The organism is Pseudomonas kairouanensis (assembly GCF_004682055.1).
Taxonomy (GTDB): Bacteria; Pseudomonadota; Gammaproteobacteria; order Pseudomonadales; family Pseudomonadaceae; genus Aquipseudomonas; species Aquipseudomonas kairouanensis.
Genome location: NZ_QUZU01000025.1, coordinates 18,439 through 44,542, shown reverse-complemented (window position 1 = coordinate 44,542; position 26,104 = coordinate 18,439). Strand labels below are relative to the sequence as shown.

At 58.6% G+C, this 26,104-nt stretch carries 22 protein-coding genes; 6 read left to right on the top strand and 16 right to left on the bottom strand.

The annotated features are described in order from the left end of the window. Positions 1 to 63 precede the first annotated feature (63 nt). The 4 genes from glmM to rlmE all read right to left on the bottom strand — a co-directional run bounded on the left by glmM (position 64) and on the right by rlmE (position 5,039). Entirely contained in the window at positions 64 to 1,401 is a 1,338-nt protein-coding gene (gene glmM / locus DYL59_RS19140; RefSeq protein WP_135290570.1) for a phosphoglucosamine mutase, read from the bottom strand. A gap of 16 nt (positions 1,402 to 1,417) precedes the next feature. Then, the gene (folP, locus tag DYL59_RS19135; protein WP_135290569.1) at positions 1,418 to 2,269 is read right to left on the bottom strand and encodes a dihydropteroate synthase; all 852 of its coding nucleotides are present in this window, start codon (positions 2,267 to 2,269) and stop codon (positions 1,418 to 1,420) included. 8 nt (positions 2,270 to 2,277) lie between these two features. Continuing rightward, on the bottom strand, positions 2,278 to 4,188 hold the full coding sequence (gene ftsH / locus DYL59_RS19130; protein ID WP_043205904.1) for an ATP-dependent zinc metalloprotease FtsH: 1,911 nt from the start codon (positions 4,186 to 4,188) through the stop codon (positions 2,278 to 2,280). 200 nt (positions 4,189 to 4,388) lie between these two features. Continuing rightward, entirely contained in the window at positions 4,389 to 5,039 is a 651-nt protein-coding gene (rlmE, locus tag DYL59_RS19125; RefSeq protein ID WP_017139255.1) for a 23S rRNA (uridine(2552)-2'-O)-methyltransferase RlmE, read from the bottom strand. Between the two features lie 106 nt (positions 5,040 to 5,145). On the opposite strand from rlmE, the gene DYL59_RS19120 reads away from it, so the two are divergent. Further along, positions 5,146 to 5,454 carry a YhbY family RNA-binding protein gene (locus tag DYL59_RS19120; RefSeq protein ID WP_010206607.1) on the top strand — a complete coding sequence of 103 codons (309 nt, stop codon included), beginning with the start codon at positions 5,146 to 5,148 and terminating at the stop codon, positions 5,452 to 5,454. A gap of 9 nt (positions 5,455 to 5,463) precedes the next feature. Here DYL59_RS19120 and DYL59_RS19115 read toward each other — a convergent pair whose 3' ends face one another. The 8 genes from DYL59_RS19115 to grpE all read right to left on the bottom strand — a co-directional run bounded on the left by DYL59_RS19115 (position 5,464) and on the right by grpE (position 15,930). Beyond that, positions 5,464 to 5,868 carry an MFS transporter gene (locus DYL59_RS19115; RefSeq protein WP_135290568.1) on the bottom strand — a complete coding sequence of 135 codons (405 nt, stop codon included), beginning with the start codon at positions 5,866 to 5,868 and terminating at the stop codon, positions 5,464 to 5,466. Between the two features lie 28 nt (positions 5,869 to 5,896). Further along, on the bottom strand, positions 5,897 to 6,373 hold the full coding sequence (gene greA, locus DYL59_RS19110; RefSeq protein ID WP_003235048.1) for a transcription elongation factor GreA: 477 nt from the start codon (positions 6,371 to 6,373) through the stop codon (positions 5,897 to 5,899). Continuing rightward, entirely contained in the window at positions 6,370 to 9,591 is a 3,222-nt protein-coding gene (gene carB, locus DYL59_RS19105) for a carbamoyl-phosphate synthase large subunit (RefSeq protein WP_135290567.1), read from the bottom strand. Before carB ends, greA begins: the two co-directional genes overlap by 4 nt. A gap of 105 nt (positions 9,592 to 9,696) precedes the next feature. Beyond that, positions 9,697 to 10,833: a glutamine-hydrolyzing carbamoyl-phosphate synthase small subunit gene (gene carA, locus DYL59_RS19100; protein ID WP_135290566.1), complete on the bottom strand. Its 1,137-nt coding sequence runs from the start codon at positions 10,831 to 10,833 to the stop codon at positions 9,697 to 9,699. Positions 10,834 to 11,092: 259 nt separating this feature from the next. Then, entirely contained in the window at positions 11,093 to 11,899 is an 807-nt protein-coding gene (gene dapB / locus DYL59_RS19095; RefSeq protein WP_135290565.1) for a 4-hydroxy-tetrahydrodipicolinate reductase, read from the bottom strand. 10 nt (positions 11,900 to 11,909) lie between these two features. Continuing rightward, the gene (gene dnaJ, locus DYL59_RS19090; protein WP_135290564.1) at positions 11,910 to 13,034 is read right to left on the bottom strand and encodes a molecular chaperone DnaJ; all 1,125 of its coding nucleotides are present in this window, start codon (positions 13,032 to 13,034) and stop codon (positions 11,910 to 11,912) included. Between the two features lie 316 nt (positions 13,035 to 13,350). Further along, a complete protein-coding gene (gene dnaK / locus DYL59_RS19085; RefSeq protein ID WP_135290563.1) occupies positions 13,351 to 15,267 on the bottom strand; it encodes a molecular chaperone DnaK in 1,917 nt (638 codons plus the stop codon). 102 nt (positions 15,268 to 15,369) lie between these two features. Continuing rightward, complete coding sequence (grpE, locus tag DYL59_RS19080) at positions 15,370 to 15,930, bottom strand: nucleotide exchange factor GrpE (RefSeq protein WP_135290562.1); 561 nt, start codon at positions 15,928 to 15,930, stop codon at positions 15,370 to 15,372. 253 nt (positions 15,931 to 16,183) lie between these two features. On the opposite strand from grpE, the gene recN reads away from it, so the two are divergent. Beyond that, positions 16,184 to 17,857, top strand: a complete 1,674-nt coding sequence (recN, locus tag DYL59_RS19075; protein WP_135290561.1) for a DNA repair protein RecN — start codon at positions 16,184 to 16,186, stop codon at positions 17,855 to 17,857. Between the two features lie 87 nt (positions 17,858 to 17,944). Here recN and fur read toward each other — a convergent pair whose 3' ends face one another. Continuing rightward, entirely contained in the window at positions 17,945 to 18,349 is a 405-nt protein-coding gene (fur, locus tag DYL59_RS19070; protein ID WP_003194220.1) for a ferric iron uptake transcriptional regulator, read from the bottom strand. Positions 18,350 to 18,447: 98 nt separating this feature from the next. Here fur and DYL59_RS19065 point away from each other — a divergent pair, with 98 nt between their 5' ends. Beyond that, a complete protein-coding gene (locus DYL59_RS19065; protein ID WP_101273043.1) occupies positions 18,448 to 18,975 on the top strand; it encodes an outer membrane protein assembly factor BamE in 528 nt (175 codons plus the stop codon). Between the two features lie 63 nt (positions 18,976 to 19,038). Here DYL59_RS19065 and DYL59_RS19060 read toward each other — a convergent pair whose 3' ends face one another. Together DYL59_RS19060 and DYL59_RS19055 are read right to left on the bottom strand one after the other, a co-directional pair. Further along, positions 19,039 to 19,341 (bottom strand): RnfH family protein, encoded by a 303-nt coding sequence (locus DYL59_RS19060; RefSeq protein WP_135290560.1) that lies wholly within the window; start codon positions 19,339 to 19,341, stop codon positions 19,039 to 19,041. Next, positions 19,334 to 19,768, bottom strand: a complete 435-nt coding sequence (locus tag DYL59_RS19055) for a type II toxin-antitoxin system RatA family toxin (protein ID WP_005791512.1) — start codon at positions 19,766 to 19,768, stop codon at positions 19,334 to 19,336. The genes DYL59_RS19060 and DYL59_RS19055 overlap by 8 nt, the downstream gene beginning before the upstream one ends. Before the next feature lie 166 nt (positions 19,769 to 19,934). On the opposite strand from DYL59_RS19055, the gene smpB reads away from it, so the two are divergent. Next, positions 19,935 to 20,417 carry an SsrA-binding protein SmpB gene (gene smpB / locus DYL59_RS19050; protein WP_025857098.1) on the top strand — a complete coding sequence of 161 codons (483 nt, stop codon included), beginning with the start codon at positions 19,935 to 19,937 and terminating at the stop codon, positions 20,415 to 20,417. 35 nt (positions 20,418 to 20,452) lie between these two features. On the opposite strand, the gene DYL59_RS19045 is transcribed toward smpB, so the two are convergent. Beyond that, complete coding sequence (locus DYL59_RS19045; RefSeq protein WP_135290559.1) at positions 20,453 to 21,220, bottom strand: FCD domain-containing protein; 768 nt, start codon at positions 21,218 to 21,220, stop codon at positions 20,453 to 20,455. Between the two features lie 262 nt (positions 21,221 to 21,482). Here DYL59_RS19045 and DYL59_RS19040 point away from each other — a divergent pair, with 262 nt between their 5' ends. Further along, complete coding sequence (locus DYL59_RS19040; RefSeq protein WP_135290558.1) at positions 21,483 to 23,177, top strand: lactate permease LctP family transporter; 1,695 nt, start codon at positions 21,483 to 21,485, stop codon at positions 23,175 to 23,177. A gap of 70 nt (positions 23,178 to 23,247) precedes the next feature. Continuing rightward, positions 23,248 to 26,070 carry an FAD-binding and (Fe-S)-binding domain-containing protein gene (locus DYL59_RS19035; RefSeq protein ID WP_135290557.1) on the top strand — a complete coding sequence of 941 codons (2,823 nt, stop codon included), beginning with the start codon at positions 23,248 to 23,250 and terminating at the stop codon, positions 26,068 to 26,070. Positions 26,071 to 26,104 lie beyond the last annotated feature (34 nt).

The window sequence follows — 26,104 nt, the reverse complement described above, 5'->3', positions numbered from 1 at the left end:
GTACCTCGTCGGTCAAAGTGGGCGCAGATGTTACCCAACCATCTCATTACTGGCAAGCCGAATTCAGGCGCAAACTTCAGTTACCAGTTTTGCCAGGTCTTCGGCGTGGCCGCGAACCTGTATTTCGTCATCACCTTCGACCATAACGCGCACCAGAGGCTCTGTACCGGACTTGCGCAACAGCACTCGCCCACGGCCCGCCATAGCCAGGGTGACGCGCTCGCACGCCTCTTTGACAGCCGGGTGCTCGATCGGATTTTCGCCACCGGCAAACCGCACATTCAGCAACACCTGCGGACACTTGCGCAAGGCCTGGCGCGCCTGGGCAAGACTCTCCTCACGACGACGCAATGCCATCAATACCTGGAGCGCAGCAATAATCGCATCGCCCGTGGTGGTGTGCTGGAAGCAGACGACGTGACCGGAGTTCTCGCCCCCTACCAACCAGTTGCGCTCAAGCAGTTCAGCAATTACATAACGGTCACCGACATTGGCACGGACAAATGGGATCCCAAGATCGGCCAGTGCCAACTCAAGCCCAAGATTGCTCATGAGCGTACCGACAACACCACCTTGCAGCTTGTTACGCTCATGCATATCGCGAGCAAGGATGAACAGAAGCTCATCACCATCCACGATCGCCCCCGTGTGATCCACCATCAGCACACGATCGCCATCCCCATCAAAGGCAATGCCCAAATCGGCATGCCCGGCGAGAACCGCTGCCTGCAACTGCCCCATATGGGTGGAGCCACAGTTGTCATTGATGTTCAACCCATTGGGCTGAGCCGAAAGCACCGTCACTTGAGCGCCCAACTCCTGGAACACGCTTGGCGCAACCTTGTAGGTTGCACCGTGAGCGCAGTCGACGACGATTTTAAGACCGGCGAAATTAGTACTGCTCGGTACGCTGCTCTTGCAGAATTCGATATAACGGCCAGATGCGTCGTTGATTCGCGACACCTTGCCCAGCTTGCTTGATTCGACCACCGTCATCGGTGCGTCGAGCAGCTCTTCGATCATCAACTCGATCTCGTCCGGCAGCTTGGTGCCCTGACCCGAGAAGAACTTGATGCCATTGTCATCATGAGGGTTGTGCGAGGCGCTGATCACAATACCTGCCTGAGCGTGAAAGGTACGCGTCAGGTAAGCGATCGCCGGTGTCGGCATTGGGCCCAGCAACATCACATCCGCACCTGCGGCAGACAAGCCAGCCTCCAGTGCGGATTCAAACATGTACCCGGAAATACGGGTGTCCTTGCCTACCAGGATGCGGCACGCGCCCATACTACGGAACGCCATACCTGCCGCCCAACCCAGCTTGAGCATGAAATCAGGAGTAATCGGATATTCGCCGACACGACCACGGATACCATCGGTACCAAAGTATTTTTTAGTCATAAGTGCTCCATCATTCTTATTCGGCTGATTCTACGGCGGCAATCATGCGCACCACATCCACGGTTTCGGCGACATCATGCACACGCAAGATGCGTGCACCCTTGGTCACGGCAAGCGCCGCGAGCGCAAGGCCGCCATACAACCGCTCTCCCACCGGACGATTCAAGGCCAGCCCTATCATGCTCTTGCGCGATACACCGACCAGTAGAGGCCGACCAAGGGCATGCAGGGATTCCATGTGTTTAAACAGGCTCAGATTGTGCTGCAACGTCTTGGCGAAGCCAAATCCAGGATCAAGAATGATCTTTTCTGCGGGAATCCCCGCCGACGCGCATCGAGCAACACGCTCAGCAAGGAAACCACTTACTTCACCAACAAGATCATCATAGTGCGGGCTGTCTTGCATATTGCCCGGCTCACCCAGCATATGCATCAGGCACACCGGCAAACCTGTGGCTGCCGCGGCATCCAGAGCGCCATCGCGCTGAAGCGAGCGCACATCGTTGATCAACCCAGCACCGAGGCGCGCAGTTTCACGCATCACCGCCGGCGTTGATGTATCAACCGAAATGATCACATCCAGCTCACGAGCAATGCGCTCGACGATCGGCGCGACTCGCTCCAACTCCTCCACCGGAGAAACAATGCGGGCACCCGGTCGCGTCGACTCGCCACCGACATCAATCAAGGTAGCACCAGCGACCACCATTGCCTCGGCATGACGCAATGCCGCGTCAAGCTGGCTGAAGCGGCCACCGTCGGAAAAGGAGTCAGGGGTTACATTAAGAATGCCCATGACATGTGCATGGGCCAAATCAAGAACCCGATTGCCGCAAGGCAACCGGGTGGAGGACAACACAGAAGTCATTTCAAACCTTAGTGGTCGGCTGCCGGGCCACCGATCGGGGTTTCAGGGCGTTCGTTCTGAACCACTGGCGGGGTGCCAGAAGTGCCCGAACCGCCTTCCCAATCGCGCGGCTCACGAGGTGCGCGACCGGCCATGATGTCGTCAATCTGATCGGCATCAATGGTCTCGTACTTCATCAGCGCGTCAGCCATCGCATCCAGCTTGTCGCGGTTATCGGTAAGGATCTGTTTGGCCGTGCCGTAGCACTGGTCAATGATGCTGCGCACTTCAGAGTCGATCAGCTTGGCTGTCTCACCGGAGAAGCTCGCGCTTTGACCACCACCGCCACGACCCAGGAATACTTCGCCCTCTTCCTCGGCGTACATCAACGGACCGAGTTTTTCGGACAAGCCCCATTTGGTCACCATGTTCCGCGCAATCTGGCTGGCACGCATGATGTCGTTGGAAGCGCCAGTGGTGACACCGTCAAAGCCCAGGGTCATTTCTTCAGCAATCCGGCCACCGTACAGCGAGCAGATCTGACTGATCAGCGCACGCTTGGAGAGGCTGTAGCGATCCTCTTCCGGCAGGAACATGGTGACCCCCAGCGCACGACCACGGGGAATGATCGACACCTTGTAGACCGGGTCATGCTCAGGCACGACACGACCGACAATGGCGTGACCGGCTTCGTGATAAGCGGTGTTCTGCTTTTCTTTCTCGGACATGACCATGGACTTGCGCTCGGCGCCCATCATGATCTTGTCTTTGGCCAGTTCGAACTCTTTCATTTCAACGATGCGCTTACCGGTACGGGCAGCAAACAGCGAAGCCTCGTTGACCAGGTTGGCAAGGTCGGCACCGGAGAAGCCTGGCGTGCCACGGGCAATCACTGCCGGAGCAACGTCGTCGCCCATCGGCACTTTGCGCATGTGTACTTTGAGGATCTGTTCACGGCCACGAATATCCGGCAGGCCAACAACAACCTGGCGGTCGAAACGGCCCGGACGCAGCAACGCAGGGTCCAATACGTCCGGACGGTTGGTTGCGGCGATGACGATGATGCCGTCATTCATTTCAAAGCCGTCCATCTCAACCAGCAATTGGTTAAGAGTCTGCTCACGTTCATCGTGACCACCACCCATGCCAGCGCCCCGATGGCGACCAACGGCGTCGATTTCGTCGATGAAGATGATGCATGGCGCATGTTTCTTGGCCTGTTCGAACATATCTCGAACTCGGCTGGCGCCGACGCCGACGAACATCTCGACGAAGTCAGAACCGGAAATGGTGAAGAAAGGCACCTTGGCTTCGCCGGCAATCGCCTTGGCCAGCAAGGTTTTACCGGTACCCGGAGGGCCAACCATCAGCACACCGCGGGGAATGCGGCCGCCCAGGCGCTGGAACTTGCCTGGATCGCGCAGGAATTCGACCAGCTCGCCGACTTCTTCCTTGGCTTCATCGCAGCCTGCGACGTCAGCCAACGTAGTCTTCACCTGGTCTTCGGAAAGCAGACGCGCCTTGCTCTTGCCGAAACTCATCGGCCCGCCCTTGCCTCCTGCACCACCTTGCATCTGGCGCATGAAGAACATGAACACGGCGATAATCACCAGGATCGGGAAGCTGGCCACCAGGAGCTGGGTCCAGATGCTTTGCTGTTCAGGCTGCTTGCCCTCGACAACCACATGGTTATCCACCAGGTCGCCGATCAGACCGTTGTCCTGGATTGCCGGACGGATGGTCTTGAAGCTGTCGCCATCGTTGCGCTTGCCGGTAATCACGTAGCCATCAACCGCTACGCGCTCGACCTTGCCATCCTTAACTTGCTGGATGAAGTCGGAATAGTTGAGGGTCTGCGGCTCGTTAGGGCTGGAGAAGTTGTTCATCACCGTCACCAGGACAGCCGCGATGATCAACCACAGGATCAGATTCTTTGCCATATCGTTCAATTAACTACCCTCTGAAGCAAGCTCCGCTACTGGCGCGCGCTTCGCATGATATTCACCGGCCTAACTTACTACATTACCTACAACTCTGGCAGGCGCCGTCTGTAACCCTTTGTGAAACTTTGACTACACAATATTCGTAAAGCTTCGTGACGAAAGCGACATAAAAAAACCTATCGCCCTCCTCGAATTTCTCAAAAACGCTCTTCGCTTTCCGCGCCTTCGACACCACGGAAGCCGCGGCACAACAGGTATTGCTCTCTGGATCGGTCCCGGGAAGAGTCTGGTTTACGGGTCTGCACCTTGTCGAACAACTTGCGGATGTTCTTGTGGTACTCGTCGAAACCCTCGCCCTGGAACACTTTCACCAGGAAATCACCACCGGGACGCAACACCCGCCCGGCCAAATCCAGCGCCAACTCACACAGGAACATGGCTCGCGGCATATCAACAGCCGGTAATCCACTCATATTGGGGGCCATGTCGGAAATCACAAGGTCTACCTGTGAATTTCCCACAGCTTCCAGGATCTCGGCCAGCACGGTGTCCTGAGTAAAGTCGCCGTGCACAAAGGTCACATCCGGAATGCTGTCCATCTCAAGGATGTCGGAAGCAATCAGACGACCTTGCCCACCAATCAGACGACTGGTCACTTGGGACCAGCCACCGGGGGCTGCGCCAAGATCGATAACGCTCATGCCTGGACGAATCAACTTATCCTTGTCCTGGATCTCCAACAGCTTGTAGCTGGCCCGAGAACGGTAGCCGTCCTTCTGCGCCTTTTTGACGTAAGGGTCGTTGAAATGCTCTTGCAGCCACTTAAGGCTAGTTTTGGAACGGGCCACGGGCCACCTCGAAAAATAAAACGGGTCGTGATTAACTGGGCGGTCCCGGACTCGCTCGGGTAAACTGGCCGCCGCTTTTTACAAGATCAGACGCAGGGGTCAGATTATGCCGCTCACTCAAGAGCAGAAGAAACAGTACAAATCCATTGGCCACCATCTGAAACCAGTTCTGATTGTGGCAGACAACGGTTTGACTGAAGGTGTGTTAGCCGAATTTGAACGCGCATTGAACGATCACGAACTGATCAAGATCAAGGTCAATATCCTTGATCGCGAAGCACGCCTGGCTGCCATTGCAGAACTGTGCAAGGTTGGCAAAGCGGACCTGGTCCAGGTCATCGGCAAGATGGCGCTGCTGTATCGCAAGAACTTCAGCGTCAACAAGCAACTGTCGAACGTTCATCGCTTCAAATGATTCAAAGGGTCACGGGCGTGCTTCGCGCGCCCTGCCACTCCACCCCGGTGCCGGCTGCATAACCAACACCAGGCCGGAGAACCCTAGCACAAGATAGCTGAATAGCTGCCAGCGCAACGCTTCCGGCAGCCAGACATGCACAATGCAAAACATTGCACACGCATACAGCGCCATCAACAGCAGTTGCCCGCGAATATCCCGCCATAAACTCTCCAAGCCTTCGGCCTTGACCAGCACCAACGCCTGAAGCGTCACGCACGCTGCTGCAAAACCCACCAGCAACGCACTCAGTAATCCGTCGATCTCATCGATCAACAACGGTGCCAGGCCTATCAGGCCCAGCGCCGGCAAAACACCAATATGCAGCAACCACAGGCCACCCACCCAAAGCATCTGGGAGAGTTGCCAAAGCATGGCGCCCGCACGCAGCGGGCGCCGCCTTTCAGACGTGGCGAACTTCGACAATCTCGTACTCGATAACGCCGCCAGGCGTCTTCACGGCCACCACATCACCCTCTTCCTTGGCAATCAAGGCACGGGCCAGCGGGGAACCGACGGAGATCTTGCCGAGTTTGAAGTCAGCTTCGTCTTCACCCACGATGTGGTAGACCACGCTTTCGTCAGTCTCGACGTTGGCGATTTCCACGGTCGTACCGAAAATCACCTTGCCGGTCTTCGGAATGGTCGTCACGTCGATAACCACCGAGTTCTGCAGACGGCCTTCGATGTCACGGATCCGCGCCTCAACCATACCCTGCTGCTCACGAGCAGCGTGGTATTCGGCGTTCTCCTTCAGGTCACCCAACTCGCGGGCCGTACCGATGTCCTGGCTCAGCTTCGGACGGACGACCTTGGTCAGATGGGCGTGCTCCTCTTCCAGGGCCTTGAAGCCCTGGACGGTCATTGGGTATTTGGTCATGCCTTCAATCCTGCGTGTAGATCCTGCAAGCGACGCACGGTCTTTTCAGGACCGAACTTGAGCGCTTCGCAGATAGCTTCGCCAGCAGCAATGGTGGTGGTGCAGTAGATCTTGTGCTGCAAGGCGTTACGACGAATGGAGTAGGAATCCGCGATCGACTGGCGACCTTCGGTGGTGTTGATGATCAGGGTGACTTCGTCATTCTTGATCATGTCGACCACATGCGGACGGCCTTCCGTCACCTTGTTCACGCGACGCACTTTCAGGCCGGCAGCTTCGATCAGCTTGGCGGTCCCGGCTGTGGCCACGACTTCGAAGCCCAAGTTGATCAGATCACGGGCTACGCCTGCAACCAGTGGCTTGTCATCATCACGCACGCTGATGAACGCAGTACCGCCGGTCGGCAGCACTTCGCTGGCCCCCATCTGGGCTTTGGCGAATGCTTCACCGAAGGTGTCGCCCACGCCCATCACTTCACCAGTGGACTTCATCTCTGGGCCCAGGATCGGGTCCACACCAGGGAATTTGGCGAATGGGAATACCGCCTCTTTCACGCTGTAGAAGTTAGGAATGATTTCCTTGGTGAAGCCGATTTCCTTCAAGGTCTTACCAGCCATCACGCGGGCAGCGATCATGGCCAGGGAGACACCGATGCACTTGGACACGAACGGCACGGTACGGGAAGCACGCGGGTTGACTTCGATAACGTAGATGTCTTCGCCTTGCAACGCCAACTGCACGTTCATCAGGCCAACCACGCCCAGCTCCAGGGCCATTTTCTTGACCTGCTCACGCATCTCGTCCTGTACGTGTGCCGGCAGCGAGTACGGCGGCAGCGAGCACGCGGAGTCACCGGAGTGAACACCCGCCTGTTCGATGTGCTGCATGATCGCGCCGATCACCACGTCGGTGCCGTCGCACACAGCGTCCACGTCCATCTCGATGGCGCAGTTGAGGAAGTGGTCCAGCAGCACCGGGCTGTCGTTGGACACTTTCACCGCGTCACGCAGGTAGCGCTTGAGTTCTTCTTCTTCGTAGACGATTTCCATCGCACGACCGCCCAATACGTAGGACGGACGCACCACCAGCGGGTAGCCGATCTTGCTGGCTGCACGGATGGCTTCGTCTTCGCTGCGCACGGTAGCGTTTGGCGGCTGGCGCAGGTTCAGGCGCTCAACCATTTGCTGGAAGCGCTCACGATCTTCGGCACGGTCGATGGCGTCAGGGCTGGTACCGATAATCGGCACGCCTGCAGCTTCCAGAGCGCGAGCCAGTTTCAGCGGGGTTTGGCCGCCGTATTGGACGATCACGCCTTTAGGCTTCTCGACGCGCACGATTTCCAGCACGTCTTCCAGGGTCACTGGTTCGAAGTACAGGCGATCGGAGGTGTCGTAGTCGGTGGAAACAGTTTCCGGGTTGCAGTTGACCATGATGGTCTCGTACCCGTCTTCGCGCAGGGCGAGGGCGGCGTGTACGCAGCAGTAGTCGAACTCGATGCCTTGGCCGATACGGTTAGGACCGCCGCCCAGGATCATGATCTTGTCGCGACCCGACGGCGCAGCTTCGCACTCTTCCTCGTAGGTGGAGTACAGGTACGCAGTGTCGGTGGAGAACTCGGCGGCGCAAGTGTCAACGCGCTTGTAGACCGGGAAGATCTCCAGCTTGTGGCGATGAGTGCGCAGGTTCTTCTCGGTGACGCCCAGCAGCTTGGCCAGACGCTGGTCGGAGAAGCCTTTGCGCTTGAGGCGGAACATCATGTCGCGGTCGATGCTGGCCAGACCCAGGGTCTTGACCTTCTCTTCTTCCTTGATCAGATCTTCGATCTGCACCAGGAACCACGGGTCGATCATGTTCATGCCGAAGATATCTTCGACGCTCAGGCCGGCACGGAAGGCATCGGCCACGTACCAGATACGCTCGGCGCCCGGCACGGTCAGTTCGCGCTTGAGCACGCTCATGCTTTCGGGGTTGCTCAGGTCGAGTTTCTCGTCCAGACCGCAAACGCCCACTTCCAACCCGCGCAGGGCTTTCTGCAGGGATTCCTGGAAGGTACGGCCGATGGCCATTACTTCACCCACGGATTTCATCTGGGTGGTCAGGCGCGCGTCAGCCTTGGCGAACTTCTCGAAGGCAAAACGCGGCAGCTTGGTGACGACGTAGTCGATGGACGGTTCGAAGGACGCTGGGGTTTTGCCGCCAGTGATGTCGTTCGACAGTTCGTCCAGGGTGTAACCCACAGCCAGCTTGGCCGCGACCTTGGCGATCGGGAAGCCGGTAGCCTTGGAAGCCAGGGCCGACGAACGGGAAACACGCGGGTTCATCTCGATTACGACCATGCGGCCGGTGTCCGGGCAGATGCCGAACTGAACGTTGGAGCCGCCGGTTTCCACGCCGATCTCGCGCAGCACCGCCAGGGAGGCGTTACGCAGGATCTGGTATTCCTTGTCGGTCAGGGTTTGTGCTGGAGCCACGGTGATCGAGTCACCGGTGTGCACGCCCATCGGGTCGAAGTTTTCGATAGAGCAGACGATGATGCAGTTGTCCTTTTTATCGCGGACAACCTCCATCTCATATTCTTTCCAGCCGATCAGGGATTCGTCGATCAGCAGCTCTTTGGTTGGCGACAGGTCCAGACCACGGGCGCAGATTTCTTCGAACTCTTCACGGTTGTAAGCGATACCGCCACCGGTGCCGCCCATGGTGAAGGACGGACGGATGATGCATGGGAAGCCCAGGGTCTCGAGGACCGCGTTGGCTTCTTCCATGCTGTGGGCGATACCCGAACGCGGGCACGCCAGGCCGATGGACTTCATGGCCTTGTCGAAACGCGAACGGTCTTCAGCCTTGTCGATGGTGTCGGCGTTGGCACCGATCATCTCTACGCCGAACTTTTCCAGGACGCCTTCGCGCTCCAGGTCCAGGGCGCAGTTCAGGGCAGTTTGGCCACCCATGGTTGGCAGCAGTGCGTCCGGACGCTCTTTCTCGATGATCTTGGCAACAGTCTGCCACTTGATCGGCTCGATGTAGGTAGCGTCGGCCATGGCCGGGTCGGTCATGATGGTGGCCGGGTTGGAGTTCACCAGGATGACGCGGTAACCCTCTTCGCGCAGGGCTTTACAAGCCTGGGCGCCGGAGTAGTCGAATTCGCAGGCCTGGCCGATCACGATCGGGCCAGCGCCGAGAATCAGGATGCTTTTTATGTCTGTACGTTTTGGCATGGGTTTGTCACTCAAATCCGCAGGTCAGTCGGCAAGCCGTCTTGAACAATCTTTGAAGAGCCTGCGGGGGCCACCGAGGTTCGGGGCCGCCCGAAGGCCGCTCAGTCAGCGTCGCTTGGCCATCTCATTGATGAAACGGTCGAACAGCGGCGCTACGTCGTTCGGGCCCGGGCTCGCTTCAGGGTGGCCCTGGAAGCTGAACGCGCTCTTGTCGGTGCGCTCGATACCTTGCAGGGAACCGTCGAACAGCGACTTGTGAATGGCGCGCACGTTGCTCGGCAAAGTCGCCTCATCCACCGCAAAACCGTGGTTCTGGCTGGTGATCATGACGACGCCGGTGTCCAGGTCTTGCACGGGGTGGTTGGCACCGTGGTGGCCGTGGCCCATTTTCAGGGTCTTGGCGCCAGAGGCCAGGGCCAGCAGCTGGTGACCGAGGCAGATACCGAATACCGGAATCTCGGTTTCCAGCACTTCCTTGATCGCCTGGATGGCGTAGTCGCACGGCTCAGGATCGCCTGGACCGTTGGACAGGAACACGCCGTCCGGTTGCAGGGCAAGCACATCGCTGGCAGGGGTTTGCGCTGGCACTACGGTGACGCGGCAACCGCGCTCTACCAGCATGCGCAGGATGTTGTACTTCACGCCGTAGTCGTAGGCCACAACGTGGTAAGGCAAGTCAGCGGCTTCGATGGTCGCGTGGCTGTCGGTCTTCAAGTCCCAGACAGTGGAGCGCCACTCGTACTTCTCTTTGGCGCTGACCACTTTGGCCAGGTCCATGCCTTTCAGGCCAGGGAAGCCTTGCGCTGCGGCAATCGCCGCTTCTTCGGAGATATTGTCACCGACCATGATGCAGCCGTTCTGCGAGCCTTTTTCACGCAGGATGCGCGTGAGGCGGCGCGTATCGATACCGGCGATCGCCACAACGCTGTTGGCTTTCAGGTAATCGGACAGCGACATCGTGTTACGCCAGTTGCTCGCAACCAGGGGCAGGTCACGAATAACCAGGCCGGCCGACCAGACACGATCAGACTCGACGTCTTCCGGTGTAGTACCGGTGTTGCCGATGTGCGGATAGGTCAGGGTAACGATCTGTTGGGCGTAGGAAGGATCGGTAAGGATTTCCTGATAGCCGGTCATGGCAGTGTTAAACACTACCTCTCCAACGGTTTGACCGTCGGCTCCAATGGCTTCGCCGCGAAAAATGCTGCCATCAGCAAGGGCGAGTATGGCTGGCTTAGTCAAGAAGACCTCCCGTAAATAAAGCCTGAAAGGGCGATCGCAGGTTGTAAAAAAGCGGAGTGACGTATGGACACGTCACCCCGCTTGTTCACTGAATTATTCTGCGCGCTTTTAGTGGACACACTAAAGCTGTAGCTTACAGAAAAAGGCTTTTTTGGTCCACCGCTAATGAGCCTTAAAGGCAGGGGAATGCGACAGGACGTCGCTTAGCGGGTAAAAACGGGGCCTAAGCATAAGCTTGAGGCCCTGTTTTAGCTACTGATTAGTGCAGATCAAGCACATCACGCATGTCATACAGACCCGGCTCGCGACCTTCCAGCCAGAGCGCAGCACGTACCGCGCCCTTGGCAAAGGTCATGCGACTGGACGCCTTGTGCGTAATCTCCAGGCGCTCGCCTTCGGTGGCGAACAGCACCGTGTGATCACCCACAACATCACCACCACGCACGGTCGCAAAACCAATGGTGTCGCGCGCACGCTCACCCGTGTGACCTTCGCGGCCATACACGGCCACCTTTGACAGATCACGACCCAACGCATCGGCAATAGCCTCACCCATACGCAGCGCAGTACCCGACGGCGCATCGATCTTGTGACGGTGATGGGTCTCGATGATTTCGATATCGGCCTCATCCCCCAACACGCGCGCTGCCAGGTCCAGCAGCTTGAGCGACAGGTTCACGCCCACACTGAAATTGGCGGCGAAGACGACCGGAATATCCTTGCCCGCCTCCACCAGCAATTGCTTCTGCTCAGCCGTCAAACCCGTGGTACCAATGACCATGGCCTTGCCCGCCTTGCGGCAGAACGCCAGGTTTTTGAGCATCACATCCGGCAGGGTGAAGTCGATCAGCACGTCGAACTCGTCTGCAACCTGCTCCAGGTTGCCCGACAACGAAACGCCAATACGCCCCAACGAAGCCAGCTCACCCGCATCCGCACCGATCAACGTGCTGCCCGGGCGCACAATCGCGGCCGTCAGCCCAGAGGCCGGCGAGCGCTGCTGCACGGCTTCGATCAGATTTTTGCCCATGCGCCCGGCAGCACCCATTACGGCTATACGTCGCATACTCATTTCCTTACAGGTCGCCGAAGAAGCGCTTCACGCCATCGAAGAAGCCCGTGGTTTTCGGCGAGTGAGAGTCATCACCTTCCAACGAGCTGCGGAACTCCTCAAGCAACTCTCGTTGGCGACGATTCAGATTGACCGGGGTCTCGACCGCCACACGGCACATCAGGTCGCCAGCCCCACCACCACGCACCGGCGCAACACCTTTGCCACGGATGCGGAACTGCTTGCCGGTCTGCGTCCCCTCAGGGATCTTGAGCTTGACCCGACCATCCAGCGTCGGAATCTCCAACTCGCCACCCAGGGCCGCATCGACAAAACTGATCGGCACTTCGCAGAACAGGTGCTTGCCGTCACGCTGGAAGATCGAGTGCTCACGCACGTTGATCACCACGTACAGATCGCCCGTAGGCCCGCCCTGTGTACCGGCCTCGCCTTCGCCAGACAGGCGAATGCGGTCACCGGTATCCACGCCTGCCGGCACTTTCACGGCAAGGGTCTTGTACTCTTCGACACGACCTTCGCCGTGGCAGGAGTCGCACGGATCGGAAATGATCTTGCCCTGGCCATGGCAACGCGGGCAGGTCTGCTGCACCGAGAAGAAGCCCTGCTGCATGCGCACCTGACCAATACCGCCGCAGGTCGGGCAGGTAATCGGTGAGGAGCCTTTCTTGGCACCCGAACCATCGCATGGCTTGCAGTTGACCAGTGTCGGCACACGGATGTTGACGCTGGTGCCGCGCACGGCTTCTTCCAGGTTCAGCTCCAGGGTGTAGCGCAAGTCACTGCCACGCTGGGCGCCGCCACGCTGGCCACCACGGCCACCGCCGAAGAAGTCGCTGAACACATCGCCGAAAATATCGGAGAAGTTCTGACCACCAAAACCGGCGCCACCACCCCCCATGCTTGGGTCGACACCGGCGTGGCCGTACTGGTCGTAGGCCGCACGCTTGTTGGGATCAGACAGGCATTCGTAGGCCTCGTTGGCCTCTTTGAACATTTCCTCGGACTCTTTACTGTCCGGATTACGGTCCGGGTGGTGCTTCATCGCCAGGCGACGGTAAGCCTTTTTCAGGTCCGCCTCGCTGGAGCCGCGCTCCACACCCAACACTTCGTAATAGTCACGCTTTGCCATAAGTCTTTGCACTCTTAAGGACGTTCCGCCCGGCCCTCCTGAGCCTTGCCGAACTCGTTGAGCCCCAATACAGGCCCGGACCCAACTCACGTCAATTCAACGATCCTGGTCATTACTACTTTTAGCCAGGGACCCGGCCAAAATGCGGTATTTACTGCTCGGAAAGCAGGAGCATTCCCGATCACACCGCCAGCATCCGAGCGTTGTCGCATGCTGTAAAAATTCGCATACCCCAGACACGCCAACGCGGGAGCAAGCTCCCGCGCGGCGACATCCTACCAGTCACCGCTTGATAGCGGTCAACCGGGCGACCAACTTACTTCTGGTCTTTGACTTCTTCAAACTCAGCATCGACAACATCGTCATGCTTGGCTTCAGGCTCTGCCTGTTGCGCGCCGCCCTCAGGCTGAGCCTGTTGTTCGGCGTACATTTTTTGAGCAACCGGCGCGGAGACTTTCGACAGCTCCTCAACCTTGGCTTCGATGGCAGCCTTGTCGTCGCCTTTGATGGCGGCTTCCAGGGCAACCACAGCAGCCTCGATCGCGGTCTTCTCTTCGGCAGTTACTTTGTCGCCAGCATCAGCAACCATTTTGCGCGTCGAGTGAACCAGCGCATCGCCTTGGTTACGAGCGCCAGCCAGCTCTGCAAACTTGGCGTCTGCGTCAGCGTTGGCTTCAGCATCACGAATCATCTGTTGAATTTCTTCATCAGACAGACCGGAGTTGGCCTTGATCGTGATCTTCTGCTCTTTACCAGTGGCCTTGTCTTTCGCGCCGACGTGCAGGATGCCGTTGGCGTCGATGTCGAAGGTCACTTCGATTTGCGGCACGCCGCGCGGTGCTGGTGGAATCTCAGCCAGGTCGAACTTGCCCAAAGACTTGTTCTGAGCAGCCTGTTTGCGCTCACCCTGCAGGACGTGAATGGTCACCGCGCCCTGATTGTCATCGGCAGTCGAGAACACTTGCGATTTCTTGGTAGGAATCGTGGTGTTTTTCTCGATCAGCGCAGTCATCACGCCGCCCATGGTTTCGATACCCAGGGTCAGCGGGCTCACGTCCAGCAGCAACACGTCTTTCACGTCGCCGGCCAATACCGCGCCCTGGATGGCAGCACCCATGGCAACCGCTTCGTCCGGGTTCACGTCTTTACGTGCTTCCTTGCCGAAGAACTCGGTAACTTTTTGCTGTACCAGTGGCATACGGGTCTGACCGCCCACCAGGATCACGTCGTTGATGGAACCAACGTCGATGCCTGCGTCTTTCAGAGCGATACGGCAAGGCTCGATGGTGCGCTGAACCAGGTCTTCAACCAGCGATTCCAACTTGGCGCGAGAAATCTTCACGTTCAAGTGCTTAGGACCGGTGGCGTCTGCAGTGATGTACGGCAGGTTCACGTCGGTCGCGTTGCTGGACGACAGTTCGATCTTGGCTTTTTCAGCGGCTTCTTTCAGGCGCTGCATTGCCAGCGGGTCACCCTTGAGGTTCATGCCGCTTTCTTTCTTGAATTCGTCAACGAGGTAGTCGATCAGACGAATGTCAAAGTCTTCACCACCCAGGAAGGTGTCGCCGTTGGTGGCCAACACTTCGAACTGGTGCTCGCCGTCAACTTCAGCGATCTCGATCACGGAGACGTCGAAAGTACCGCCACCCAGGTCATAAACGATCACAGTGTGGTCGCCTTTGGCCTTGTCCATACCGTAAGCCAGAGCCGCTGCGGTTGGCTCGTTGATGATACGTTTTACGTCCAGGCCCGCGATGCGGCCGGCGTCTTTGGTCGCCTGACGCTGGCTGTCGTTGAAGTAGGCCGGAACGGTGATGACCGCTTCAGTCACTGTCTCGCCCAGGTAGTCTTCGGCGGTTTTCTTCATCTTTTTCAAGACTTCAGCCGAGATCTGTGGAGCGGACATTTTCTGGCCGTTCACTTCAACCCAGGCGTCACCGTTGTCAGCCTTGGCGATTTTGTACGGCACCATCTTGATGTCTTTTTGTACGACTTCTTCGTCGAACTTACGACCGATCAGACGCTTTACCGCGTACAGGGTGTTGTGCGGGTTGGTCACAGCCTGGCGCTTGGCCGACTGACCTACGAGGATTTCACCGTCATTGGCGTAAGCAATGATCGACGGCGTGGTACGCGCGCCTTCGGCGTTTTCGATAACTTTAGCTTTACCGTTTTCCAGAACGGAGACACACGAGTTGGTGGTCCCCAGGTCGATACCGATAATTTTGCCCATGATTTACTCTCCCGAAACTTGAATTTGGTTGCCGCAGCAGTTGTGGCTAACTGCGGTAGCACTTAAACGCTTGACTTATAAATGGGGGCCTTGCGGCGGATTTCAAGCCTGCTCGTCAATAGAAGGTGCAACCGGTGCAGGAGCCTTGCTCACCACAACCATTGCCGGGCGCAGCAAGCGACCGTTCAGCAGGTAACCCTTCTGAAACGTTTTCAGCACGCTGTTCGGCTCCAGGTCATGACTTTCCTGCATGGCCATGGCTTGGTGATGCTCAGCGTTGAACGGCTCGCCGCCTTGTGGGTCGATGGCTTCCAACTGATAACGCTTCAGGGTGTCCTGGAACATTTTCAGGGTCAGTTCGATCCCTTCGCGCATTGGGCGGATGTTTTCGTCGTCCGGGTTGGACAATTCAAGGCCACGCTCCAGGCTGTCGATGATCGGCAGCAAGTCGTTGGCGAATTTTTCCAGCGCAAATTTGTGCGCCTTCTCTACATCCTGCTCGGCACGACGGCGGACGTTCTGCAGATCGGCGGCAACACGCAAAGACTGATCCTGCGCAGCAGCCAATTGCTCTTCGAGCACTTGCACACGAGTCGCCAGCTCATCACCGGCAGCCGAATTGGCGTCTGGAGTTTGCGTATCCTGCGTCTGTTCGTCAGCCATAGTTTTCTCCTTTCAAAATCATGCGCGAACCTAACTCGCGCTTCTGTTCCGGTATATGGGGCCACAATTTCCAGGTTCAAGGGCGCAGGCGTTACCAAAAGTCTTCCTGGGAGCGGGATCAATTCCTGCGCGACCATTCCCCAATGCGCTAAAAAAAGCTGCCAATCAAGCAAATCGAGCTAAGAGCCAGGATTGTCAGCCCTGAACAAAACACTGTATAAATAACCAGACCTAACGCCTTGGAGCGGCCGCCATGCTCGTGCACCTGTCCGTACATAACTACGCCATCGTTGAACATCTGGATCTGGAACTGGATCGCGGAATGAGCGTAATCACAGGCGAAACCGGCGCCGGCAAGTCGATCATGCTCGACGCCCTGGGCCTGACCCTGGGTGATCGCGCGGACAGCGGCGTGGTGCGCCCTGGCGCGGACAAAGCCGACATCCTGGCCACCTTCGATCTGGCAGACATTCCTGAAGCCGAAGCGTGGCTGGCCGAGCGCGACCTTAATAATGAAGGCCCATGCATCCTGCGCCGAGTGATCACCGCAGAGGGACGTTCGCGCGGCTATATCAACGGAACGCCCTGCCCTCTGGGTGACTTGAAAGCACTGGGCGAGCTGCTGATCGACATCCACAGCCAGCACGAACACCAATCCCTGTTGAAAACCGACACGCACCGCCGTCTGCTGGACGAGTATGCCGGCGCCACCGACCTTGCCAGGCAAGTACAGCTCGCCGCCCAGCGCTGGCGCCAAACCCGCCAGGAACTGGAGCGCCTTTCCAACTCCGGCGACGAGCAGCGTGCCCGCCATCAATTGCTCAGCTATCAGCTTGAAGAACTGGAAAGCCTGGGCCTGGGTGAGACCGAGCTGGAACAGCTCGAACAGGAACACAAGAACCTGACAAACGCCGAAACGCTGCTGGGCATCTGCCGCCAAGTGGTGGAGCAATGCAGCGAAAGCGACTCCGGCAACGTGCTCAATGCTCTGACCGCCAGCCTCAATCGCCTGTCCAGCGTGAATAGCGCTTCGGGCTCATTGAACGAAGCCACCACTCTGCTGACCAGCGCACAGATTCAAGTAGAAGAAGCCGTCGGCGAGCTGAATCGCTTCCTCGATCACTTCGACGCCGACCCAGCCCGCCTGCAGGAAATAGAAGAGCGCCTGGACACTATCTATACGCTTGCGCGCAAACACCGCATCCAGCCAACCGAAGTAGCAACGCTGCAGCAGAAACTGCTGGATGAAATCGAAACCCTGAATGCGAACGACGAATCCATCGAGCGGTTGGGCGACGAGCTCGCCTCCTACGCGCGCCACTACCAGGAAAAGGCCCGCGAACTGAGCGACCTACGCCAGCAAGCCGCTACCAGCCTGGCAAGCGCCGTGGAGCAAGAGATTCAACGCCTGGGCATGCCCGGCGGGCGCTTCACCATTGAACTTCGGGCCAACGCCAACAATGAACTGCAGCCACACGGCCTTGAACAAGTCGAGCTTCTGGTCAGCGCCAACCCTGGGCAACCGCTCAAGGCGCTGGCAAAAGTGGCGTCAGGGGGCGAACTTTCGCGGATCAGCCTGGCGATCCAGGTGATTACCGCGCAAACCTCACGGGTACCGACACTGGTGTTCGATGAAGTGGACGTGGGAATTGGCGGGCCTACCGCAGAAATTGTTGGCCAACTGTTGCGCCGACTGGGCGACCGAGGCCAGGTACTTACCGTGACTCACCTGCCGCAAGTGGCCGCTCAGGGGCATCAGCACCTGTTTGTACATAAGGTGCGAGGTAGCGATGCGACGCACACGGCCGTGTCAAAGCTGAACAAGTCGGAACGCGTGGAGGAAGTAGCACGGATGCTCGGGGGAATAGATCTGACCAAAGAGTCCTTGGCCCACGCAAAGAAGATGGTTGTGGCGACGAAAGCCTGAACCGGCCGTTTTCTCTTCTTATAGAAAGCACGAAGGCGACCCTGAGGTCGCCTTCGATCGTTCTGCAGAGCAAATCTGCGTCGCTTTTTACTTTTTCTTACGGATGTACAACACGAGATTGTGGTCCACCAGATCGAATCCATGCTCCTCAGCAATCTTATGCTGCAGCGCTTCGATCTCAGGGCTGGTGAACTCGATAACCTCGTTGGTATCCAGGTCAACCATGTGGTCGTGATGACCACCGTCAGCCAGTTCGAACACTGCATGACCGCCGTCGAAATTATGACGAACCACCAGCCCTGCGGCTTCAAACTGGGTCAGCACACGGTAAACCGTGGCCAGGCCAACGTCCTCGTTAGACTCCATCAACGCCTTGTAAACATCCTCGGCACTCATGTGGCGCTGCTCAGCAGAATCGAGCATTTGTAGAATCTTGACTCGTGGCAGAGTCACTTTAAGACCGGCTTTGCGTAGTTCGCTATTTTCAACCATGGTTAGCTTTCTCGCGGATGCTGCTTCGCAGCTTCTCTTAATACGGGTATGATCGGCGTTTACGTTGTCCCAGCCAAGATAGTGGAAGTCGCCCACCGATGCAAAACACCAAGCTCTTGCTAACCAGTTTCACCTTTGTGGGACTGCTCGCACTCGCCGGTTGTTCATTCCCCGGGGTTTACAAAATCGACATCCAGCAGGGCAATGTCGTCACGCAGGACATGATAGACCAGTTACGCCCGGGAATGACCCGACGGCAAGTACGGTTTATCATGGGCAATCCCCTGCTGACCGACACTTTCCATGCCGATCGCTGGGATTATCTCTATAGCCTCCAGCCTGGTGGCGGTGAACGCCAACAGGAGCGCGTCAGCGTCATTTTCAATGGCAATGACCAGCTCGTGAGCCTGTCCGGCGACTTCATGCCCGGCGTGAGCCGTGATGAAGCCTTGCTTGGCAAAGACAACGGCACCAACGTGACTGCGCCAGCGCAGGATGCCGAGAAGCCCAAGTCTGAAGTCCCCGCCAAGCCTGGCTCTCTGCTCGACAAGATCCAGAAAGACGTCGACGGCGTGGAAACTGTACCCGTCCCGACGCCACAGCCTCTGGACACCAGCCCGCAGTAACTATGCGGCGCCCAACAAAAAGCCCGGCATGCCGGGCTTTTTGCTATCTGCTGATTGACGAGCTTATGAACCTTGGCGCCTGGCAAGGGCCGCTTTCGCGGCGCGCAGCCTGCGCGCTTCTTTAGGATCTGCCAGCAAAGCCCGATAAATCTCGATACGATCCCCCGCCTGCACAGCACGCACATCAGCCTGCGCGACCACCCTGCCGAATATCCCCAGGGGACAACTCGCCAGATCCAGCTCAGGAAACGTCGCCGCTATTCCCGACGCCTGGACCGCCGCCCGCAAGCTAGTGCCCTCTGGCACCGCAACCGCCAATAAAGCCTGGCGGTCGACCGCGGCATACACCACCTCGATCTCAACCATGCAGTTGCTTGGCTCGCTGACAGAATGCATCCACCAGGGTATTGGCCGCCTGATTGAACAACGGCCCCAATGTCGCGCGCACAATCGGCCCGGCGTAATCGAAGGACAGGTCCAGACTGATCTTGCAGGCCTTATCGGTCAGCGCCTTGAAGACCCACACGCCATGCAACTGCGTGAATGGCCCCTCCTGCAGGTTCATCTCGATGGATTTACCCGGCACCAACACATTGCGCGTTACAAAGTGCTGGCTTAGGCCACCCTTCGCCACGCCAACACTGGCGACCATATGCTCATCACTGCTTTCCAATACCTCGGCGGTTGAACACCAAGGCAGAAACTCCGGGTAACGCGCCACGTCGTTGACCAGGTCATAAAGCGCCTGTGCCGGATAGGGCAGCAACGCCGAACGTTGAATATGCGTTGTCATGTGAGCGTCATTTCCACTGCTGAGGCAAACATCGCGAAAAAACAGCTCAATCCGCGAAAGAAAAAAACCAAAGAACTGCCCGCATTGTCCGGGATTCGTCCAACACGCTCAAGCACGCAGGTTGACCGTAGCCGACACGCTCGCAACTCCCTATAATGCCGCCCCTATGGCTAAACAAAAGAAACACCCCACAGGGACCATCGCGCAAAATAAAAAGGCGCGACACGATTACTTCATCGAACACCGTTTCGAGGCTGGTCTGGTCCTGGCCGGCTGGGAAGTAAAGAGTCTGCGTGCCAGCAAGCTTCAGCTGGTCGACAGCTATGTGCTGCTCAAGGATGGCGAGGCGTGGCTGCTTGGCAGTCACATTACCCCGCTGACTACCGCGAGCACCCACGTCATTGCCGACCCGGTGCGTACGCGCAAGCTGTTGCTCAACGCCCGCGAAATCGACAAGCTCGCCGCCGCCGTACAGCAGAAGGGCTATGCCTGCGTCTGCCTGTCCTGGTACTGGAGCAAGCACCTGGTCAAGTGCGAGATCGCCCTGGGCAAGGGCAAAAAGGAATACGACAAGCGTGATACCGAGCGCGAACGCGACTCCAATCGCGAACTGCACCGCGCCGTGCGCAACAAGGGCAAGGAAGACTAACCCTTGCAGCGATGTAGCCTTGGGTTGCCCCCTGGCTACATCCCCTTACGCCGCTCTGCTCGCGCTACACGCTGAACCTCCTGACGCACCTCCTCCAACACTTCCTGCACATACAACAGATGACGCGTAGACACTTCACGCGCCTGCTCCGCCCGCCCTTCGATAATTGCCAGGTACAGATCCCGGTGCTGACTGATCAGCATGTCGCGGGTTTCCGTACGCTGCTGATACATGCCGCCAATGTTGGTCACCACGTTACGCTTGAGTAAATCGAACAAGCCCCGAATGGTGTGCAGCAACACGGCGTTATGACTGGCCTCTGCAATGGCCAGGTGAAATCTCGCATCCGCCGCCCCCTCTTCTGCCCGACTCACTTCATCAGAGCGGGTATAACAATCCTGCAGCGCCTCGAACGCGGCCTTCAAACGCTCGCGATCGACTTCAGTGGCGCGCAACGCGGCGTAGTAGGCACACGACGCTTCGAGGGTCTGGCGAAACTCCAACAGATCACGCTGAGCCTCAGGATTGTTTTCCAGCAGGTGCAGCAACGGATCACTGAACGTCGACCCCAGGGATTCGGCAACATAGTTGCCACCACCCTGGCGACTGACCAGCAGCCCCTTGGCCGCCAGCTTCTGGATCGCTTCGCGCAACGACGGGCGCGACACACCAAACTGCTCGGCCAGCGCACGTTCGGCCGGCAACCGCTCGCCTGACTTGAGCGTGCCCTCAAGGATCATGCCCTCAAGCTGCTCGACAATATCGTCAGACAAACGGCGCTGGCGCACCTGATCAAACCCCATAACTCACTCTCCACCATCCCGACCACTCGCCGGGCCCTCTATTCTCGCCTATCGCAACACTCGCGACACCTATCAGAACGCACTCGTTTCGCCCGATCAGCACTGCCCAGCCACCGGCCTACGACCAAAGTTTCGCGGGCGGCAAATTGACACATCCCCATGAAGGCTTTTAACCTAGCCATCAGCGATTGTAAATTGGTATTACCAATTACCCAAATCGACTTAGCAGTGCCTGACCAACAACAATTAGGGGCCACCCCATATGCAAACCTGGCAACAGCTCTACAGCCCGCTCGGCAGCCTCGGCCTGTCCGCATTGGCCGCCGTTATCCCGATCGTATTCTTCTTCCTGGCCCTGGCCGTGTTCCGCCTCAAAGGCCACGTGGCCGGCAGTATCACCTTGGCACTGTCGATCCTGGTGGCGATCTTCGCCTTCCAGATGCCGGTGGACATGGCACTGGCCGCCGCCGGTTACGGCTTTGCCTATGGCTTGTGGCCTATCGCGTGGATCATCGTTGCGGCAGTGTTCCTCTACAAACTGACCGTCAAGAGTGGCCAGTTCGAAGTCATCCGCAGCTCGGTCCTGTCGATCACCGACGACCAGCGCCTGCAGGTGCTGCTGATCGGCTTCTGTTTTGGCGCCTTCCTCGAAGGTGCGGCCGGTTTCGGCGCACCTGTGGCAATTACCGCCGCGCTGCTGGTAGGCCTGGGTTTCAACCCGCTCTATGCCGCCGGTCTGTGCCTGATCGCCAATACCGCGCCAGTCGCCTTCGGTGCCCTGGGCATCCCGATCATCGTTGCCGGGCAAGTCACCGGCATCGACGCATTCAAGATCGGCGCCATGACCGGCCGCCAACTGCCGCTGCTTTCGCTGTTCGTACCGTTCTGGCTGGTGTTCATGATGGATGGCCTGCGCGGCGTGCGCGAAACCTGGCCAGCCGCCCTGGTCGCGGGCTTGAGCTTTGCCGTGACCCAGTACTTCACGTCCAACTTCATTGGCCCGGAACTACCGGACATCACCTCGGCCCTGGCCAGCCTGATTGCCCTGACGCTGTTCCTGAAAGTCTGGCAACCCAAGCGCACCGCAGGCGCGCAGATTGCCGGCGCGACCTCCAGCGCCACGATCACCGCCAGTGCCGGCGGGTTCGGCCAGCCCCGCAACACCGTCGCCTCGCCCTACAGCCTGGGGCAGATTTTCAAGGCCTGGTCGCCGTTCCTGATCCTCACGGTGCTGGTCACTATCTGGACCCTCAAGCCGTTCAAAGCGATGTTCGCCGCCGGTGGCTCGATGTACAGCTGGGTGTTCAACTTCGCGATCCCGCACCTGGATCAATTGGTGATCAAAGTTGCGCCAATCGTGACCAACCCCACCGCGATTCCGGCCGTGTTCAAGCTGGACCCGATCTCGGCAACCGGCACCGCGATTTTCTTCTCCGCGCTGATCTCCATGCTGGTACTCAAGATCGACATAAAAACTGGTCTGACCACTTTGAAAGAGACCTTCTACGAGTTGCGCTGGCCGATCCTGTCCATCGGCATGGTGCTGGCATTCGCGTTTGTCACCAACTACTCCGGTATGTCTTCGACCATGGCCCTGGTTTTGGCCGGCACCGGCGCAGCGTTCCCGTTCTTCTCGCCGTTCCTGGGTTGGCTGGGGGTTTTCCTGACAGGCTCCGACACCTCGTCCAACGCCCTGTTCAGCTCGCTGCAAGCCACCACCGCACACCAGATCGGGGTGAATGACACCCTGCTGGTCGCAGCCAACACCAGCGGCGGCGTAACCGGCAAGATGATCTCGCCACAGTCGATCGCCGTGGCCTGCGCCGCCACCGGCCTGGTGGGCAAGGAATCCGACCTGTTCCGCTTCACCCTCAAGCACAGTTTGTTCTTCGCCACCATCGTCGGGCTGATCACCTTGGCCCAGGCCTACTGGTTCACGGGTATGCTGGTTCACTGAGACCTGCACGTAATAGGGTAAAAATCGACGCCGGGCACCCACGCCGGCGTCAGCTATTTCTGGAGGACCGATGAGCCTGCCTGCTGCTTTCCTGAGCGACGTCGCACAACTGATCCCAAAAGATCGCCGTTTTGACGACCCTCTTTCCACCCTCGCTTTCGGCACCGACGCCAGCTTTTACCGACTGATCCCACAGCTGGTGATCCGCGTGGAGTCAGAAGACGAAGTCGTTGCCTTGCTGCAAATGGCCCAGCGCGACCGCGTGCCGGTGACCTTCCGCGCCGCTGGCACCAGCCTCTCCGGGCAGGCGATCAGCGACTCGGTATTGATCGTGCTCGGCGACAATTGGAACGGCCGCGAAATCCGCGGGCAAGGCACGCAAATCCGCCTGCAACCCGGCGTGATCGGCGCCCAGGCCAACGCTTGGCTGGCGCCGTTCGGGCGCAAGATTGGGCCGGATCCGGCGTCTATCAACGCCTGCAAAATCGGAGGCATCGTCGCCAACAACGCCAGCGGCATGTGCTGCGGCACGGCGCAAAACACCTATCACACCCTGGCGGGCATCCGCCTGGTTCTGGCCGACGGCAGTCGCCTGGACACCGAAGACACGGCCAGCGTAGCGGCGTTTCGTGAACAACACGGCGCGCTCCTTGACCGTCTGGCAACCTTGGGCCGCGAGACGCGAGCCAATGCTGAATTGGCTGCGAAGATCCGCCACAAATACCGTCTGAAAAATACCACTGGCCTGTCACTCAACGCCTTGGTGGATTTCGATGACCCCCTGGATATCCTCAGCCATCTGCTGGTGGGCTCCGAAGGCACATTGGGGTTCATCAGCGCGGTGACTTACGACACCGTGGTCGATCACCCAAACAAGGCGTCGGCGCTGATCGTATTTCCGGATGTGGAGACCTGCTGCAATGCGGTCACCGTGCTGAAAACCCAGCCCGTCTCCGCCGTTGAATTGCTGGACCGACGCAGTATGCGCTCGGTGCAAAACAAACCGGGCATGCCGGCGTTCGTACAGCATCTATCGGAAAATGCCTGCGCGCTGCTCATCGAATCCCGCGCAGCATCACCATCACTGCTGCACGAACAGCTGGCGCTGATCATGGCGTCCCTGGCCCACTTTCCCGTGGAGCAACAGGTCGCCTTCACCGAAGACCCAACGGAAAACGCCCGCCTGTGGGCCATCCGCAAAGACACCTTCCCCGCGGTCGGCGCCGTACGTAAAACCGGTACCACGGTGATCATCGAAGACGTCACCTTCCCGGTCGAACAATTGGCCATCGGCGTCAACCGTCTGATCGAGCTGTTCGACAAACATCACTACGACGAAGCCATCCTTTTCGGACACGCCCTGGAAGGCAATCTGCACTTCGTATTCACCCAAGGCTTCAACAGCGCGGAAGAAGTCGCACGCTACCAGGCGTTCATGGACGACGTGGCGCAACTGGTGGCCGTGGAATTTGGTGGCTCACTGAAAGCCGAACACGGCACTGGCCGCAATATGGCGCCCTTCGTCGAGCGGGAATGGGGCAGCGACGCCTACCAACTCATGTGGCAACTCAAGCGCCTGCTCGACCCCAACGGCATCCTCAACCCGGATGTGGTGCTCAGCGAAGACCCGCAGATTCACCTCAAGCACCTCAAGCCACTGCCCGCCGCTGACGAGCTTGTGGATAAGTGCATCGAATGTGGTTTCTGTGAGCCGGTGTGTCCGTCAAAAGGCCTGACCCTGAGCCCGCGCCAACGCATTGTGATCTGGCGCGACATCCAGGCGAAGAAACGCGAAGGCATCGACACCACCGAACTGGAAGCCGCCTACCAGTACCAAGGCATCGACACCTGTGCCGCCACGGGCCTGTGTGCACAGCGCTGCCCTGTGGGAATCAATACCGGCGACCTGGTGAAAAAACTACGCAGCCGCGAAGCCGACCGTACGAAAACCGCCGAATGGCTCGCCACCCATTTCTCCACGGCACTGCAAGGCGCGCGCTTTACCCTGCATGTGGCCAACGGCGCACGCATGCTGCTCGGCGCGCCGCGCCTGGCCAAGCTTTCAGCCGCCGTCACCAGGCTGTCCAAAGGCCAAATCCCGCAGTGGACCAACGCCATGCCCCAGCCGGAAAAAGCCATTCGCTTCAGCCCAACGGTGGCCGACCAGCGCCCACGGGTGGTCTACCTGGCCGCCTGCGTCTCCCGCGCCATGGGCCCGGCGGCCGGTGATACCGAGCAAATGTCTCTGTACGACAAAACCCATAGCCTGCTGGAAAAGGCCGGATACCAAGTGGTCGCGCCCGACAACCAGGACAGCCTGTGCTGCGGCCAACCATTCGCCTCCAAAGGCTACAGCGAACAAGCCGAACACAAGCGCCAGGAACTGATCGGCGCCCTGCTCCACGCCAGCCGTGGCGGGCTCGACCCCATCTATTGCGACACCAGCCCCTGCACCCTGCGTCTGGTCCAGGACCTGGGCGAAACGCGCCTGGATCTTTACGACCCCGTACGCTTCATCCGCACACACTTGATGGACCGCCTCGATTTCACCCCCCAGGACGCGCCGATCGCCGTACACGTCACCTGCAGCACCCAGCACCTGGGAGAAAGCCAGGCTTTGATCGACCTGGCCCGACGCTGCTCGAAAAACGTAGTAATCCCAGAAGGCATCCATTGCTGCGGCTTTGCCGGCGACAAAGGCTTCACCACCCCGGAGCTCAACGCCCACTCACTGCGCACCCTCAAGGACGCGGTGCAACATTGCAGCGAGGGCATCTCCACCAGCCGCACCTGCGAGATCGGCCTGAGCCAGCACGGCGGCATTGATTATCACGGGTTGGTGTACCTGGTAGACCGAGTGACCCAGGCCCGCGCGCATCAATCCTGCAAATAAAACAGAACCCCTGCGCGCCGGCGTAGTCATCTGC

What these genes read in the sequence shown, in the direction of transcription:
- fur (WP_003194220.1), bottom strand. Translation starts at nt 18,349, where the DNA reads ATGGTTGAAAATAGCGAACTACGCAAAGCCGGTCTTAAAGTGACTCTG.
- DYL59_RS19065 (WP_101273043.1), top strand. Translation starts at nt 18,448, where the DNA reads ATGCAAAACACCAAGCTCTTGCTAACCAGTTTCACCTTTGTGGGACTG.
- greA (WP_003235048.1), bottom strand. Translation starts at nt 6,373, where the DNA reads ATGACCAAATACCCAATGACCGTCCAGGGCTTCAAGGCCCTGGAAGAG.
- DYL59_RS19045 (WP_135290559.1), bottom strand. Translation starts at nt 21,220, where the DNA reads ATGGGGTTTGATCAGGTGCGCCAGCGCCGTTTGTCTGACGATATTGTC.
- DYL59_RS19115 (WP_135290568.1), bottom strand. Translation starts at nt 5,868, where the DNA reads ATGCTTTGGCAACTCTCCCAGATGCTTTGGGTGGGTGGCCTGTGGTTG.
- grpE (WP_135290562.1), bottom strand. Translation starts at nt 15,930, where the DNA reads ATGGCTGACGAACAGACGCAGGATACGCAAACTCCAGACGCCAATTCG.
- ftsH (WP_043205904.1), bottom strand. Translation starts at nt 4,188, where the DNA reads ATGGCAAAGAATCTGATCCTGTGGTTGATCATCGCGGCTGTCCTGGTG.
- DYL59_RS19040 (WP_135290558.1), top strand. Translation starts at nt 21,483, where the DNA reads ATGCAAACCTGGCAACAGCTCTACAGCCCGCTCGGCAGCCTCGGCCTG.
- DYL59_RS19035 (WP_135290557.1), top strand. Translation starts at nt 23,248, where the DNA reads ATGAGCCTGCCTGCTGCTTTCCTGAGCGACGTCGCACAACTGATCCCA.
- folP (WP_135290569.1), bottom strand. Translation starts at nt 2,269, where the DNA reads ATGACTTCTGTGTTGTCCTCCACCCGGTTGCCTTGCGGCAATCGGGTT.
- DYL59_RS19060 (WP_135290560.1), bottom strand. Translation starts at nt 19,341, where the DNA reads ATGGTTGAGATCGAGGTGGTGTATGCCGCGGTCGACCGCCAGGCTTTA.
- smpB (WP_025857098.1), top strand. Translation starts at nt 19,935, where the DNA reads ATGGCTAAACAAAAGAAACACCCCACAGGGACCATCGCGCAAAATAAA.
- DYL59_RS19120 (WP_010206607.1), top strand. Translation starts at nt 5,146, where the DNA reads ATGCCGCTCACTCAAGAGCAGAAGAAACAGTACAAATCCATTGGCCAC.
- glmM (WP_135290570.1), bottom strand. Translation starts at nt 1,401, where the DNA reads ATGACTAAAAAATACTTTGGTACCGATGGTATCCGTGGTCGTGTCGGC.
- carB (WP_135290567.1), bottom strand. Translation starts at nt 9,591, where the DNA reads ATGCCAAAACGTACAGACATAAAAAGCATCCTGATTCTCGGCGCTGGC.
- dapB (WP_135290565.1), bottom strand. Translation starts at nt 11,899, where the DNA reads ATGCGACGTATAGCCGTAATGGGTGCTGCCGGGCGCATGGGCAAAAAT.
- dnaJ (WP_135290564.1), bottom strand. Translation starts at nt 13,034, where the DNA reads ATGGCAAAGCGTGACTATTACGAAGTGTTGGGTGTGGAGCGCGGCTCC.
- dnaK (WP_135290563.1), bottom strand. Translation starts at nt 15,267, where the DNA reads ATGGGCAAAATTATCGGTATCGACCTGGGGACCACCAACTCGTGTGTC.
- recN (WP_135290561.1), top strand. Translation starts at nt 16,184, where the DNA reads ATGCTCGTGCACCTGTCCGTACATAACTACGCCATCGTTGAACATCTG.
- DYL59_RS19055 (WP_005791512.1), bottom strand. Translation starts at nt 19,768, where the DNA reads ATGACAACGCATATTCAACGTTCGGCGTTGCTGCCCTATCCGGCACAG.